We start from the raw sequence: 15,744 nt of genomic DNA, 5'->3' as shown, positions 1-15,744 counted from the left end.
CGGCAGCTGTCAAGCTTTTTGCAAAAAAGCTTTTTCACATTAATTATGGGTATGCAGCAGCTGATGGGCTTTTTCTCCAAGGGGCGCGCCCATATATTCCGCATAAAGTTTTTTGATTCCCGGATTGTCATGGGAAAAACGCAGCGGCCGCTGCTCGTCCAGCTTGTAAAGCCTGGGGCCTCTTACGTCCGCCATCTCCACGCCGTCCAGTATGGGCTGTCCCCCGCCGCCCACACAGCCGCCGGGGCAGGCCATTACCTCCACAAAGTCATAATGGACGGTTCCCGCGCGGAGATCCTCTATCAGATCCCTTGCATTTTTCAGTCCGCTTACCGTACATGTGCGCAGCGTCCTTCCTCCCAGAGAAAACTCCGCCTCCCTGCGGCCTTCAAAACCTCTGACATCGGAAAATGTATCCGCCGGAGGATTGACGCCTTCCACACAGTAGTAGGCCGTTCTTAAGGCCGCTTCCATAACACCGCCGGTTACGCCGAAAATAACGCCCGCTCCTGTGCTCTCCCCCAGCGGGGAATCAAAGGCCTCCTCGGTAAGCAGCGCCGGCGCAATATGCTCCGCGCGCACCAGTCTGGAGAATTCTCTTGTGGTAAGTACAATGTCCACATCTGCTCCGCCTCCGGCGCTGTACATATCAGGAAGCGTTGCCTCCATTTTTTTGGAGACACAGGGCATAATGGAAATACTGCATATTTTCCCGGGATCCGCACCGATTTTTTCTGCAAAATAGCTTTTGGCCACGGCGCCGAACATCTGCTGCGGCGATTTTGCCGTGGAAAGGTGATCCGCCATGTCGGGATACTGGGATTTGAGAAAACGTACCCAGGCCGGGCAGCAGGAGGTGAACATGGGCCATCTCTTCTCTTCCGGATCGGCAAGCCTTGCAAGCAGCTCGTTCCCTTCTTCCATAATGGTCAGATCTGCGGAAAAATTGGTGTCAAACACATAATCAAAACCGATTTTCTTAAGGGCCGCCGCCATGCGCCCTTCCGTGGCCATATAAGCAGGCAGATCCAGCGCTTCTCCCCAGGCCGCTCTGACGGCGGGGGCCACCTGCACCACGGTAATGGTTTCCGGATCGGCCAGAGCGCGGAAAACCTTTGCGGTATCATCCCGTTCCCGCAGCGCGCCCGTTGGACAATGGGTAATACATTGTCCGCAGATGCTGCAGTCAGATTCTTCTATCCTCCGGTTCCGGGAAACATCCACTGTAGTTCTGGAACCGGTGTTCTGTACGTCCCAGATATGCAGGTCCTGTACCTTATCGCAGAACTGTACGCAACGCATGCATTTGATACATTTGCCGAAATCCCTGATCAGCGGGAAGCTGTTATTCCACGGCATTTCCGTAATTTCTTTTTCATAAGGAATGTCAATGATGCCCAGATCGTTTGACAGCTTCTGGAGGTTACAGTTTCCGCTCCTGACGCAGGTGGCGCAGTTGCTGTTGTGCTGGGATAAAATCAGTTCCACGTTTGTCCGCCTGACGGAACGCACCTTGGGAGAATTGGTAAAAAGCACCATGCCCTCCTCCACCGGGTTATTGCAGGCGGTGATCAGTTTGGTTTTTCCCTGCATTTCCACCACGCATACCTTGCAGGCGCTGATTTCGTTGATGCCCTCCAGATAGCAGAGATGGGGAATCATAATCCCCACGGACGCCGCTGCCTTCATGATTGTCGTACCTTCCGGCACGCTGATTTTCCTGTTGTCTATTGTCAGTGTTACCATATTGCCGCGCGGCCTCCTTTCAGGTTCCCATATCCGTAATGATCACAGCGCAGACAGCGTCCGGCTTCCTGCGCCGCCTCTTCTCTGGTCATGCAGCGTTCTATTTCGCAGAAATCCTGCTTCCGCTCGTCAGCTTCCCGCTCTTCCATATTGACGCGTCCGCAGGCCTTCTTGTCCCCGTAATTTACCTGAGGGATATCCACATTGCAGGCTATGACATGATGATAGCCCAGGTATTCATCAATATTTGCTGCCGCCACCTTTCCTGCCGCAATGGCACGGATAACCGTGGCGGGACCTGTTACACAGTCGCCGCCTGCGAAGATGCCGGGGATATCCTTTACCGTGGATTCCTCCAGCGCTTCAATGGTCCCTCTTTTCACAGGGACGCCGGAATCTTCAAAATGGCGGGATTCAATACCCTGGCCGACAGCAACGATGACGATATCACAGGGGATTCTTTTGGGTTCCACGTTGGCCTTTACCGGACGGGCGCGGCCCCAGGCGTCAATGGGGCCGATAATCTGCGGTTCTACCCAAAGTGCGGCCACATTACCCTTTTCATCAGCTTCTACCCTTACCGGGGCTTTCAGGCTGTAAAGCTCGGCGCCTTCCGCAATCGCGCCCTCTACCTCCTCCGGCAGGGCGGTCATGTCATTCTGGCGTCTGCGGTAAGCGATGCCAACCTTGGAAGCGCCAAGGCGCAGCGCGGAACGGGTACAGTCCATGGCTACGTTTCCGCCGCCTACTACAACCACACGTTTTCCTGTAAAATCAGGGGGATTGCCGTCCCCGATGCTGCGGAGCATTTCCACCGCGGATATTACGCCGCGGGCATCCTCTCCCTCCATCCCCACCTTCTTATCAGTATGCGCGCCTATGGCAATATAAACCGCGTCAAATTCCTCACGGAGGCGGCTTAGGGGAATGTCGTTTTCCCCATTCCCGATATTCACATTGGTATGTACTTCCACGCCGGTGGACAGAATCGCTTCAATATCCTCGTCCAGCCGTTCCCTCGGGAAACGGTAGTTGGGAATTCCGTAGCGCAGCATTCCGCCCAGCTTGCTTTTCTGCTCAAAAACAACAGCATGATGCCCCATCAGCTCCAGATAATAAGCGGCGGAAAGGCCGCCGGGGCCGCCTCCGGCAATGGCGATCCGTTTTCCTGTGGACGGCGCTTTGGGAGGCACCGGGACTGTATTGGCCCGCGCATTGTCCACGGCCATTCTCTTCAGGCCGCGGATGTTGACGGAGCTGTCAATCATATTCCGACGGCAGCGGGCTTCGCAGGGATGTTCGCAGATGAGGGCGCATGCGGTGGGGAAGGGATTGTCCTTACGGATAAGAGATACGGCGTCCGCGTACCGTTCCTCTCCCACCAGCGCAATATAACCTGGAATATCCACCCCCGCAGGACAGAGTGCCACGCAGGGCACCGGCTGGGTGATGGAATAGGAGCATTTTCCGTGCTCAATATGATAGATAAAGTCATCTCTGCAGCCCTGGAGTCCTGCCAGCACCATGTGGGCGGCTTCAAAGCCGATGGCGCAGTCTGCGGAATCCGTAATGTTGTTGGCGGTTTCTTCGATGAGCGCCAGGGTATCCATGGTCGCGGTGCCGTCCAGAACCTGTTCCAGCAGATTCTGAAGCTGTCCCAGGCCTATACGGCAGGGTACACACTTACCGCAGGTCTGCGCATGGCACAGCTTGAGAAATGACAGCTGCAAATCCACCGGGCACAGACCCGGCGGGCTGGCAACGATATGACGCTCCAAATCCTTGTACAACCGTTCCACAGTCAGCTGGGCCCGGTCTGGTGTGCTGATTTTCAGTCGGCTCATTGATATGTAACTTCCCCTTTCCTTCTGCTTTTGCATATTTTATGTATTTTCTGATTCTGAGGATTTTAAGACTGTTAAAATTATAACATATATTTATCCTGTATACTAGCATAATTGAATAATTTTAACTTTTATATGCAAAAAATATTAATACATTTTTACAAGAAGCAAATCAATTGTGTACACTTTAATATTCAATTGTGCCTTACGTTTTACATGAATTCTTGTGTTCCACAGTCATTTTGACTGTAAAAACAAGAATAATCAGGATTAGAAAATACAGGGAAGCTTTTCAGGAAACGAATCCGTAGGCTTTATGATTAAATAAAAAAACGCAGCGGCATCAGATGTTAAAAATCCGATGCGCTGCGTTTAAAAATATTATGAGGAAGCACTTTCCAGAATAACCTCCACCGCTTTTTCAATCAGTTCATCACGGCCTTCCCAGATTCCCTGGATGGTGGGTTCCACATAAATATCCGGAGTCAGTCCCCACCCTCTGTGTCTGCGACATTTTTCCCTTTATAGTAATCTGGATTATCAACGCCAACATACATGGGTTTATCTAAAATAAACCGGCCGGGGACCGTCAGGGACATGATAACATAGTTTTTCTGTTCCGGCATAATAAGGCAGCCCAGGGAATAAACGATGAAATCGCTGGGATAATGGCGCAGATCCACAATGATACCCAACGTATCCTTAAATTCTTCCATGATGGTAAAGATTTCTTTTGCCTTCAATGCACCCGGATCGATATAGCCTATGGAATTCTCAAGCAGCCGATGGGAAAACGGTTCAGGCTCATTGGAGGATTCACTCCTGACCCGTTCAATGCAGGGAACGGCAATATCAAAAATTTCATCGTCCCTTTTTACGGTCAGTGTGATTTCATCCGCATATCCCCGGAAAATATCTTCAGGCAGGTCATTGAGCACCACAGTGGATTTGATTTTGCTTTTCTCCGCGATATAATCTCATATCTCTATGCCGTCAGGAATTCCAGGAATACACTGTCCCAGTCCTCCCCAATTATGTCCTTATAAGGATAATAATACTCTATCATATTCCAGTAACGGAAAAGGCCCAGCATACGGTAGCCCTGATCGGCATAATTCATTGGGGAACCATTATTTTATCAAAGGAAACATAGGAACGGTTTTTATCTATATAGCCTGATTTGGAAATATTGATAAGAAGGCTGCTCAGCTCCGGGGATAAGTAGCTGCTGTCATAAATCCAGTCCGTTCCGGCCTCCAGGACTATCTCGCCCTTTTCCTCAGATTCATTCTCCTTAACCGTCCCCAGCTTATGAATCCAGCCATATAAAACAGCATTGACTTCCTCTTCGTCCGATGCACCGATAACAGCCGGAAGGACGCGGAAAAGCTCGTAATCCCAGTTGACATCGCCCTTCAGGATTTTAGGATGGTAATACTTTGCAAAACCCCCAGACCCGGCACAGCTTATGAAGCCGCTGCGACATTTCCTGATCCGGCGAGCCGATGGAAACACGGCTTCCATCATCAAATTCGTGATCAAACTGTCTGCCCCCTGCTTCTATCCTGTAGCAGAGAAAACAGATTAGAACCGTTATGCACGCAATCAGCCCCCATTTAACCCATGCGCGCGGCCCCTTCTTCCATTTTGACATATACAGCCCCACCCATGCACAAATACTTTTTATCAGTATACCATCTTTTTAATAAAAAGTCCCAGCTTTTCGGTTAATATATAGCAGTAAAAAAGGAGCCTATTCTTCCACTCTGATAGCGGTCTGCAGGATATAGTCCTCATTTTCCCCGTTTTCATGTTCTATGGTAAAGACCTTCTGTATGAGATATTCTCCCGGCGCTGTTCCTTCATACATAATGGAAAAATCGATGGTTTCTTCGGCGCTGCCTCCGGCGGGGATGACCCGCAGGACCTGAAGCCATGCCGTATTTTCCTTCATGGGCAGCTCGCGGTAGCCTCCGTTTTCTTTTATCAGCATACGATATTCGTCATCGTAATAAACAGTCTGGCCGGTAAAGTTTGAAATGGTCAGGGTAAGGCTGGTATCATCTGCGGTGCAGGTATCCCTGTCGGTTTCCATGAGAATACCCTCCTCCGGCTGTGCCGGAGGAAACAGCTCGGCTTCTTCCTTTGTCATAAAATCAATGTTGGAATTTAGGATTTGCCCGGAAACAGCGGTATATAAACCATCAGGATAATTCTCTGAAGCATAGGCTTCCAGCTTCGCCAGAAGCTGTCTTGTTTTATCCCTGTCTGAGGAATACTCATACAGAGGGCCGAAAACCTCCTCCAGACTGCTTCGTTCATACTGGTGATAATAGGTGTTATTGCCTTCCTCGATAGCATAGCTGATTTTCCCTGCGTTTTCTATTGTGGCGAAAAGCAAAACCGCATTGGAGAAGGTCCACCCGGAATCCTCCGGCCGCTGGCTGCCGTCCTTTACCCGGTAGATCATACGCAGCTCATAAGGTTCCTCCGAGGTCTGCAGTTCCATTTTCTCATAGACCAGCTCCTCCGGTACGGGTAGCCTTCCAAATAAAGCCTGATCCTGGAAGGGGCTTCCGATATAAGGAGTCCTTCCGGCGGAAAGATAAGCAGCCAGCTCGTCTGCTGACAGAGCCTTGCCGTCTGCTGGAATTGTCTCTGCCACAGCTTCCGGTCCGGGCTCTTTTCTTACCGGCGAAGTCAGAAGGACGACTGCAACTGCCGCTACCAGAAGCAGCGCCGCAGCGCATAGCCAGCCGGCAGGCTTCCTGAAGCCAAGAGCATGCTGAATCCGTTTTTTGGTATTGCTCTCTCCGAAGGCCATGGGCGCAAGCAGATGGATACCGCTGCTTTTCATACCCAGCTGCAGCAGTGTTTCCGCATAGCCGGCACGCTCCTGTGACGTCATTTTACGGAGCACCCGGTCGTCGCAGGAACGCTCCATGTCCTCTGTCATCAGCTTGAAATAAAGCCAGACAAGGGGATTAAACCAGTGCAGCAAGGCGGCAAGAAAACAGAATGGCTTAACAAGATAATCCCGGCGGGAAAAGTGTTCGTTTTCATGAGAAATCACATGGTGCTGCTCTTCCTGGGACATCCCGGCGGGCAGGTAGATCACAGGATGGAAAAATCCCAGCAGAAAGGGTGTTTCCAGCGCTGCCGATTCGTAAACCGGCGCCCGTCCTTTCGTATTTTCCACAAGAATTACGGCCTGGGCCGTTCGTTTCTTCAAGCGCAGAAAAGTATACAATGCAACCGTCAATATTATGAACACTCCCAGCAGCCACAGAGTGAAAAACATTCCCATCAGCAGTCTGTCAGGCGCGATGCCGCTTCTTCCGGCCGCAGCTGTCGCCCTGCGTACGGCACTGTCCGGCGCAAGGCTGTTGACTACGGAGGTATATGCCTGAAAACCGGCGGAAACCATCCCTTTATAGGTTACTGTATCCTGCCGGACTGGAATAAGGCTGAGAGCCGATTCCAGGCTGAAGGGACACAAAAATCTTACAAACACCAGGATCCAGAGCGCATAAAAATACCCCGCAGGCACTTTTTTCAGCAAGGCTCTCAGAAGCAGGACCACAACGCCCGCACAGGAAGCGGACAGGGTCATGTTCAGTATTTTCGGAAAAATATGCAGCAGGCCTTCCATATTTTTTCTCTCCCTTCTTATGAATCGTTTCGTCCATCCGACATGCTTGCGGCATCTATCAGACGCTTCAGCTCTTCCGCTTCCTGACGGGTCAGCTTCTTATCCCTGAGGAAAGCGGCGACAAAGGCAGGCAGGGAGTTTCCGAAACTCCGGTGTATCAGCTGTTTGCTTTCCTGCCTGCATACCTCGTCTTTTTTTACAATAGCGGTTACGGTAGCATTTTCATTTTTCAGAATGCCTTTTTCACACAGCTTTCTTAAAACGGTGTAGCTGGTGGCTTTCTTCCAGCCAAGGCGTTCCTGGGCTGTCTTAATTAATGCTGTGGAATTTATGGGCTCGTTCTCCCATACAAGATCTGCAAAACGGTATTCTCCATCCGGGATTTTCGGTATTTCCATGAATGTCGGGCCTCACTTTCTTCATTGGCGGTTAAACAGCTGTTTTCAGTTTATATATGTAAAAAGGTTTATTGTCATAAACCTAGTTTATAACAATAAACCTTCCCTGTCAATTTATTTTGCCGCAAATACATTTTTACGTACCTCAGCTTTTTTCCGGGTTTTCCGGGCAGATGTATCGTATCAGGCCCTTACTGTGTTCTCCGTATTCAATCGCTTCCGCAGGGCAGCGGCAGATACAGGCCATGCAGTGGGTGCAGCTCTTACCCCATACAGGTTTTCCGTCTGACAGGCGGATATTGTCCAGGGGACAGACCTGAATGCATTTGCCGCAGGAAATGCAGGAATCATCAGCATAAAATTTCCGGGCATGGACGAATACCGGATAAAAAATGTCATTCACAATACCGCTGCTTATTTTATCCTTCAATGCGACGGCAGGCCGGGGAAATACTTTGCCGCTCTTTATCAAAAGGGCGGCCTCATCCATCACTTTTTCCGACCGGCGGATAATTTCCAGCGCCTCGTCCTGTGCCGGCGCGGAATACATCGCAATATAGTTTTCCGGCATTACCACTTCCATGCAGCCGCAGAAATCAAGCTTCTTTGCATTGCATAACTTTTCAAGATAAGCGCCTGCATTTCCGATACTGCCGCCGCAGGTCATTACGAAATAAATGCTTCTGTTTCCCGTAAGCGCTGTATTCTCCAGCCATTCCTGCACGATGCGCGGTATCCTCCAGGCATAGGTGGGGACAACGATAACCCAGGGCTTTTCTGAGTGCAGCTGAGAATAATCATGACTGCGGATTTTCCCAAATAAATCCACGGCGTCGTCATTGATTGCTTTGCCGATTCTCTTAGCGGCATATTCACTGTTACCTGTCCCGGAAAAGAATAAAATCATAATCTGCTTCCTCCTGTCATGATTTGCTGATATGCCGGACGCTTGCATAAATAAGGTTGATTACATCTGAAATCTCTTTCCACTGCGTTTCATCGGCGCTCAGATAATAATAATTTTTCGTTCCCTCTCTCCGCATTGCGACGATTCCGGCTTCTTTCAGGATCTGCAGATGATGGGAAACGGAAGGCCTCGTTAAATGGGTTTTTTCCGCAATCTCCCCAACCCGGATTCCCGACAGAGCACTTTCCAAAAGCACGAGAAGAATCAACTGTCTCGTTTCATCGCCAATAGCGGTGAATGCATTCCGGCAGTCTCGGAACCCGGCCACGATTTTCTGTAAATTTTCTTCACATTCTTTTGCCACTTTTAGCCCTCTACATATATTTGACGATTAATTTTTACGTTGTACGGAACGTAAGAATTTCACATCCGGATAGCCCAGCATCAATGTCATGGCGGCACGTTTTCCCTTCGGAATGCCTATTGCCTTTCTGATTTTAGAGGAGGTATTTGCCGCCATTGTGAAAAATCCACTGAATAACACGCCCAGGCCGTTCGCCTCCGCCACAAATTCCATATTCTGTGCGGCGAGGATACCATTCGTTTTATCCCTGGCCAGAATAACAATTACTGTCGGAGCGTTAAAAAAGAAGAAGTGTTCATCAATTTTATTTTTGCGTGCCATGGGGCTGAATAAATCGGCAAACGGCTTTATTTTCCGGAACACTGCCTTATGGATCTTCGGAAACGGATGACGTCCAAAACCTCCTCGGGCTTCAGGCGGAGATCTTCTTTTTTCTCATTTTGTCCGGTATCGTAGCCGCTGATTGAAACGGCCCTCATAGGGCAGACTGCGGTGCATTGCCCGCAAATCAGGCAATCGTCCAACAGGGTTACTGCTTTTTTGTCCTTTATCTCTATGCTGTGCGCGGGGCATACCCTGGCGCATATACCGCAGCCAATGCATTTTGACGTATCAATTTCCACTTGATGCTGTTTCATTATCCGGGCTCCTTTCGTTTAAGTTCATTAACCATTATACTATAACGAAGCGGGTGGATTATTCAACATCGGTAAAGAAAATCGTTACCAAGCTTTTTATTCGCTCTGAGCTTCCCATGCTCTTTTCAGAAGGAAGGATGCGCCACGAAAAAAGGATTCCGGCCGCTGTGCGGCTGACGAAATCCTTTTTTTTCGGGAATTAATCCGGTATTGTTTTGAATATATAATTATGTTGCAAAAAATATCATGCTATAGCAAACTGATCATTTGAAAATTTTTCAAAATTATTTGTTACAAAAACCGGTTCCTGTAAGCGGAAGGCGACTCTCCCTCCACGCTCTTAAACACCTTGGTAAATACCCTGTAATCATGGAACCCGGCTTCACCTGAAATTTCGCATATACTCTTCCTGGTTGCAGCAAGCAGTGTTTTCGCTTTATCTATGCGGAGCCTTGTCAGGTAATCATGGTATTTCATGCCCAGCTCATTTTTGAACAGCTGGCTGATATAGGATGGATTCATGTGAAACTCATCCGCCAGGCTCTGAAGTGTGATATCCTCTGACAAATGCTGCTGCAGATAGGCTGCCAGCTGGAATACCGGCTTATTGTCTTTTTCTTCCGCCGCCGGCTGCTTTTCCCGGATAAGCTTAAGTTTTACGGCGTCGATTACCTTGCCGAATTCCCTGAAATCAACCGGCTTTAAGATATAATCCGTTATTTGCAGGCGGAGGGCTTCCCGGCAGTATTCAAATTCATCATAGCCGCTTACAATAATGCAGGCACAGTTCTCATTATGGCTCCGAATCATGCGCAGGGCATCCAGGCCGGACATTACCGGTATATTGATATCCATTATGATAATATCCGGCTTATATGTTTTTGCCAGATTGACAGCCATTACCCCGTCGTATGCTTCACAGACGATTTCACAGCCATAGGCCTTCCAGTCAAACAGCCTTTTAAACCCTTCCAATATTGTCACTTCATCATCAACCAGCATCACCTTCAGAGAATTTCCCATGCCTGCCTCCAGTTTAAAAATTATGCCTCTCTCATCAGTGTAACCTTAACCGCGCCTGAAGAATGTCTGCCTTCCAGAGATACTTCAATTATAAATTCCAGCCTGCCGCCGTCAAACATATCCGCATTAAAAACGATTTCAGCTTCAGCCTTTGAGCCATACAGATTATTCAGGGGAAGCGTAAATGCCCTTCCGTTTTTCAGTTCCACGCCTGACGGCATATAAACCGTAATCCTGGCCCACTGCTGCTGCCTCATCGTATGCGAATTGGTAACGGTTACTTTTACCTTACGCTCTTCTCCTGCTTTGAAGAAAACGGAATTTTCATAATCAACCATAAGGTTAAAAGCAGGGAAGGAATATCTTACCGCATAGGGAGACAGGCGGCAAAGCTCTCTGATGGGCAGCGCTTCATCCTTTCCGTTGCCGTTTATTTTAGGCAGATAATCCGTCGTCCTGCTGCAATACAGCGCTTTGCCCTCTTTACATTCGATTGTCATTCCGCCCTCGGCAAAAATATCGCAGATATCCTGTCCCAGGAACCCGGGGGCTGCCTTCATTACCCGTTCTGTCAGTTCGGTTACCGTGGAGGGCACCCAGATTCCCCCGCTTGTTTTGTCAATACAGAGCGTTGCAATTTTGTCGTCAAGGGGAGCTGTCCATTCTTCCGGAAGGCCTGATGCGCCGGCTATGATTCCCAGTACTGCGCCTAATGTGGCGCATGTGCAGTCCGTATCTTCGCCGCAGGCCACCGCCATGCAGAGGCTTCTGCCGAAATCCTCTTCGCCGTATAACCAGCCGGCAATAGTGAATGCCACATTTTCAGGAGCGTCAAAGCCCGGTGCTCCCGTCTCCATTCCTTCGTTGCCTTCCACGGGGATTTCATTGAGGGTGCCGCTTTGAATGCCAAAGGTACCGGGAGCCGTGTTATGGATCTGGATGCGGGCTTCCCTGAAATCCGTATGCTTATCGTAGCATTCCAGAGCCTTCAGGATAGCTTTTGCCGTTGCGCTTTCCTCAGGAATATAGGACAGGGCGATATCTATCAGGGTCCGTTTGTCACTTTCCGCAAAGGCGGCGCTCTGCAGAGCCGCGAAGAAAATTTCACCATACATGCCTTCGCCTTCATGATCGACAATGGCATCCTCGTAGGCATAGCGTGCCGCCAGATCCGGATGGCCGGGAGCCAGGCAGGCCCAGATTTCGGAGCGGATATAGCAGCCGCAGCTGTCCTTATAAGTATTATCGATCAGGCCCGAAAGGGGAGGCTGCAGGCCCGCCCGCAGGTTAGCCTTTCCTGTCCCGTATTCCACCCAGTTGGGAATACAATAGGAAAGCCAGTATTCTCCCAAAATAGAAGCATTTACATTCCTTCCGTAACGCTCCACCGCGGCCAGCCAGATAATCTGCAGATCCAGATCATCGTTGGGCGGAGGCCCCATGGACAGATCCTGCGTATAGAAAGAAATATCGTTTACCTGACGCCTCCCTTCGAAGGGCGCCCCCAGCACACCTCCGATGTTTTTTCCTGCCCAGCAGCCCATCACCTTGTCTTTGTAGGTTGCAAAATCCAGTTTCATTTTTTCATACCCTCTCTTTCTAAATTGTTGTTTATTATTAATGTCACCGTTACGCCGCCTTCCGGATTATCCTGGTATGACAGGCCCGCCGTATCTGGGTAAAACATTTTCAGCCGTCTTTGTACATTAACAATCCCTATGTGCATTTCTTCCGATCCTGTTTCACAGGATTCATCCCCTGCATTCTTGAGCACATTCTCCAGAAGACTTTTCGTTCCCCGGGACATGCCTGCCCCGTTATCATAAATTTTTATTATAATTTTCTCTTCATTTTCTTCAGCGCGGCATACGGAAAGTTTCACCTTTCCACGGTATCCCACCGCACGAAGGCCGTGCATGACGCTGTTCTCTATCAAAGGCTGGAGGATAAAATTAGGCATTTCCACCTGCAGCAGCGTTTCGTCTATTTCGTACTCACAGATAAGCTGCGGATATCTGCAACACATCAGCTTCAGATATGCCTGTATCAGCCGGATTTCATGGCTTACCGTAACCATCTGGCTGTCCGCTTTTACACTGAGCCTGAAAAAATCCACCATCTGCATAATCATTGCCGCCACGTCCCGGTCTCCATTCAGCTCCGCCTTTATCCGTATGGTATCCAGCGTATTGTAAAGGAAATGGGGATTGATCTGATTTTTTAAATAAAGCAGTGACATTCTCTGCTGTTTCAACTCCGCTTCTTTCAGCCGGACCTTTCCCTCATATTCAGATTCAATCAGCTGGTTGATGATATCCATCATATTATTGAAGGAGGCGACCAGCTGGCCTGTTTCATCCTGTGTGGTGACCACAAAACGCATCCCCATATCGTCCTGGTCAAAATGAGCCATTGAATCTGACAGGAATTTCAGCGGCCGCAACATCCTTTTTGTCCCATGAAAGGTCAGCCATACGGTGATCCCCAGCAAAATAACAAATATGATTACGGTTATACCGATAAAACGCATGGCATCCTTCCATATCAGCCCGACAGCCCTCCTGGTAACGAGGATCATACCGCTGTAATCCGATTTCTGGTAGGTGATAAGCCAAGGCACACCGTTGATATTTTCCTGGAAAACACCGCTGCTGCCGTTCATTTTATAATATATTTCAGGTGCTGCATTTTTCATGTTTTTTCCAAGACATTCGGAGGCCTCGTCGCAGACAATGTCTCCCTCCTCCGTGAGCAGCGTATATTCCACCTCATCATCCAGATACTCATTCAGCACATCCCGGATATCCTCCATATTGGTAATGAGTACGATATGCCCTATCTGCTCATTGGGAGAAAAACTTTTAATCCCCCTGACCAGATAAATGCAGTGATTGGTGTATTCATTTTCAAGCCGCCTTAAGCTGTAGCGCATAAAATCCGGCTGGGTACCCACAACAAGCCGGCATCCGGACACACTTTTTTCCCTTCGTTCCCACTCCTCCATTTTTTTGATAAAGCTACTCATGTCATAATTCCTTCTCTGGGAAGGATCCATGTTGTCCTGCCAGAAAATCAGGGAATCCAGGTCAAACAGGTAAACGGAATTGATATCTTCCCTTATGGTAATCAGTGAGGTGTATAATTTTCTCAGATATTCCACACTTTCAAGCTGTTTGGCATACTCGTAGGAATTATAGGACTTTAATATTTCCTGGGTCCTTTCATCGGAATAGGTCATGAGGGAAACACGTCCCATATCCTTCAGCTTGTTATCTATGGAACTCAGCGTATTGGAAATATAAACATTCATTTTCTGCTTTTCATTCCCCAGCGTCAGTTGATAATTGATGGATACGGTTGCAATTATCAGGGTGATGAAAATCAGTAGAATAATGCTCACATTCATCCATGTAATCTTGGCGCTGAGGCTCTTTTGGATCCGAAGTTTGTAAAGAATGCCTTTCATGCTTCCTCTTTTCGGGACTGCTTATCCTTTGATGGCTCCCTGTGTCAGTCCGGCGATTAAAAATCTGGAACCAAAGATGTAAAAAACTGCAATCGGACTCAGACAGATGACCAACGCCGCATACATAACTTCCAGAGGGAAGCCCTGTACTCCTGCCGTCTGTGTAAAACGCAGCGGGACTACCGAAATCGGCTGCAACGATGTATCATTTATAAAAATCATTGCCATCTGCAGCTCGTTCCAGGCGGAAAGAAATGTCTGAATCAGCACAAAAGCAAGTCCGGGTACGGCGATAGGCATCATGATGCTTGTAAAAATCCGTCCCTTTCCCGCGCCGTCAATTCGGGCGGATTCCATTAATTCATTGGGCAGCGCATCAAAATAATTTTTCAGTACCATCAAATTAAAGCAGCAGTTCAGGGTTGCGTACGGAAAAATCAGGGAAAAAGGGGTATTATTTATTTTAAGCCCTTTTACGATTTGAAACAATGGGAAAATCAATGCAGAGGTCGGTATCATCATTCCCGTTAAAAGCATATAGTAAATCGCCTTTTTGAAAGGAAAATCCAGCTTGGAAAAGGCAAAAGCCGCCATTGCCGCCGCAGCAGATACAATGACAAGGGTGCCGAAAACAACCGCGATGCTGGTAAGGAAATTGGGCGCCAGATTTACCGTTTTAAAAACCCGCACATAATTATTGATGCCCCTTCCCTGAAAGGAGCGGATTACCATGAGCACCAGCGGAAACAGGAATACCGCGGTAGCCGCCAGACAGATCAGCTGTCCGGTTATTTTAAAAAGTAATGATTTTCTCATCAGCCTGCCAACTCCTTATCCTTATCATTCCGATAATAAAATTTCAGCTGTATCAGCGTTATTATCATTGCAATTAGAAACATCACAACTACAATTGCGGAGGCGGGACCCTGCTTAAACAGATTAAAGGACTGTTTATAAATATAGGTGGAAAAGAATTCCGTTGCATAATTGGGTCCTCCCTTCGTCAGCACATAGGGAAGATCAAAGCATTTCAGCGATCCCAGCATTCCCATAATGAAAAGCGTATAATGGGTGCCACGAAGCAGCGGAAAAGTGATTTTCACAAACTGCTGTATCTGCCCTGCGCCATCAATGGTCGCCGCTTCATAAAGATCCTGAGGAATATTCAGCATGTTTGCGTAGTACATCAGCATACTGTAGCCGGTCCACTGCCAGATATTTACGAAAATAATACATACCAGCGCCCATTTAGGATCGGCCAGCCACTGCTGGCAGAAGCCGTCCAAATGAAGGAACCGCAGGAATACATTCAGATATCCCCTGTTTGTTTCGAAAATTTTGGAAAAAACATTTCCTACAATTGCAGGGGTAGCAATTACCGGGATATAAAAGATAATCCGGTAAAATTGCGAAAACTTAAGCCGCCTGATAAAAAAATTGGCAAATACCAACCCGAAAAATGCCTGGATGATTATGGTGAACAACGCAAAAACAACGAAGTTTTTAATAATCTTACGCATAATCGGATCACGAAGAACCGTTTTGTAGTTATCGAATCCCACAAATAATTTTTCGATATTAATCCCATTCCATTCAAAAAAACTGATAACGAAATTGTAGCATATGGGATAGACAATAAATATCAGAAACAATATTATGATGGGAAGGATAAACAGGTAGCCTGAATAATCTTTCTTTTTCACGGT

General features: G+C 48.3%; 14 protein-coding genes and 1 pseudogene. All 15 read right to left on the bottom strand.

Features of this window, described 5'->3' with window-relative positions; translation table 11 throughout:
• Positions 1 to 39: 39 nt before the first annotated feature.
• Positions 40 to 1,746, bottom strand: coding sequence for an NADH-dependent [FeFe] hydrogenase, group A6 (locus tag FYJ45_RS08440; RefSeq protein ID WP_154464244.1), 1,707 nt, complete (start codon positions 1,744 to 1,746; stop codon positions 40 to 42).
• Positions 1,740 to 3,590, bottom strand: a complete 1,851-nt coding sequence (locus FYJ45_RS08435) for an NAD(P)-binding protein (protein ID WP_154464243.1) — start codon at positions 3,588 to 3,590, stop codon at positions 1,740 to 1,742. The genes FYJ45_RS08440 and FYJ45_RS08435 overlap by 7 nt, the downstream gene beginning before the upstream one ends.
• A 485-nt stretch (positions 3,591 to 4,075) precedes the next feature.
• Complete coding sequence (locus tag FYJ45_RS08430) at positions 4,076 to 4,531, bottom strand: hypothetical protein (RefSeq protein ID WP_154464242.1); 456 nt, start codon at positions 4,529 to 4,531, stop codon at positions 4,076 to 4,078.
• 44 nt (positions 4,532 to 4,575) lie between these two features.
• Positions 4,576 to 4,710, bottom strand: coding sequence for a hypothetical protein (locus FYJ45_RS31415; RefSeq protein ID WP_268890926.1), 135 nt, complete (start codon positions 4,708 to 4,710; stop codon positions 4,576 to 4,578).
• Positions 4,707 to 5,132: a hypothetical protein gene (locus FYJ45_RS08425; RefSeq protein WP_154464241.1), complete on the bottom strand. Its 426-nt coding sequence runs from the start codon at positions 5,130 to 5,132 to the stop codon at positions 4,707 to 4,709. The genes FYJ45_RS31415 and FYJ45_RS08425 overlap by 4 nt, the downstream gene beginning before the upstream one ends.
• Before the next feature lie 211 nt (positions 5,133 to 5,343).
• On the bottom strand, positions 5,344 to 7,242 hold the full coding sequence (locus tag FYJ45_RS08420; RefSeq protein WP_154464240.1) for a M56 family metallopeptidase: 1,899 nt from the start codon (positions 7,240 to 7,242) through the stop codon (positions 5,344 to 5,346).
• 17 nt (positions 7,243 to 7,259) lie between these two features.
• Positions 7,260 to 7,640 (bottom strand): BlaI/MecI/CopY family transcriptional regulator, encoded by a 381-nt coding sequence (locus FYJ45_RS08415; RefSeq protein ID WP_154464239.1) that lies wholly within the window; start codon positions 7,638 to 7,640, stop codon positions 7,260 to 7,262.
• A 145-nt stretch (positions 7,641 to 7,785) separates the two neighbouring features.
• Positions 7,786 to 8,547, bottom strand: a complete 762-nt coding sequence (locus FYJ45_RS08410) for an EFR1 family ferrodoxin (RefSeq protein WP_154464238.1) — start codon at positions 8,545 to 8,547, stop codon at positions 7,786 to 7,788.
• A gap of 16 nt (positions 8,548 to 8,563) precedes the next feature.
• Positions 8,564 to 8,911 carry an ArsR/SmtB family transcription factor gene (locus FYJ45_RS08405; protein ID WP_276890702.1) on the bottom strand — a complete coding sequence of 116 codons (348 nt, stop codon included), beginning with the start codon at positions 8,909 to 8,911 and terminating at the stop codon, positions 8,564 to 8,566.
• A gap of 10 nt (positions 8,912 to 8,921) precedes the next feature.
• A pseudogene (locus FYJ45_RS33115) lies at positions 8,922 to 9,549 on the bottom strand (4Fe-4S binding protein).
• Between the two features lie 291 nt (positions 9,550 to 9,840).
• Positions 9,841 to 10,572, bottom strand: coding sequence for a response regulator transcription factor (locus FYJ45_RS08395; protein ID WP_154464237.1), 732 nt, complete (start codon positions 10,570 to 10,572; stop codon positions 9,841 to 9,843).
• A 20-nt stretch (positions 10,573 to 10,592) separates the two neighbouring features.
• Positions 10,593 to 12,152, bottom strand: a complete 1,560-nt coding sequence (locus tag FYJ45_RS08390; RefSeq protein ID WP_154464236.1) for an ADP-ribosylglycohydrolase family protein — start codon at positions 12,150 to 12,152, stop codon at positions 10,593 to 10,595.
• Positions 12,149 to 14,038 (bottom strand): cache domain-containing sensor histidine kinase, encoded by a 1,890-nt coding sequence (locus FYJ45_RS08385; protein ID WP_154464235.1) that lies wholly within the window; start codon positions 14,036 to 14,038, stop codon positions 12,149 to 12,151. Before FYJ45_RS08385 ends, FYJ45_RS08390 begins: the two co-directional genes overlap by 4 nt.
• A 21-nt stretch (positions 14,039 to 14,059) precedes the next feature.
• Positions 14,060 to 14,854: a carbohydrate ABC transporter permease gene (locus tag FYJ45_RS08380; protein WP_154464234.1), complete on the bottom strand. Its 795-nt coding sequence runs from the start codon at positions 14,852 to 14,854 to the stop codon at positions 14,060 to 14,062.
• On the bottom strand, positions 14,854 to 15,741 hold the full coding sequence (locus FYJ45_RS08375; protein WP_276890708.1) for a carbohydrate ABC transporter permease: 888 nt from the start codon (positions 15,739 to 15,741) through the stop codon (positions 14,854 to 14,856). Before FYJ45_RS08375 ends, FYJ45_RS08380 begins: the two co-directional genes overlap by 1 nt.
• Positions 15,742 to 15,744 lie beyond the last annotated feature (3 nt).

Origin of the sequence: Eisenbergiella porci (genome assembly GCF_009696275.1) — a bacterium.
GTDB classification, from domain to species: domain Bacteria; phylum Bacillota; class Clostridia; order Lachnospirales; family Lachnospiraceae; genus Eisenbergiella; species Eisenbergiella porci.
Note: the sequence above shows the minus strand (reverse complement) of the source record. Positions and strands in the feature narration are given on the sequence as shown.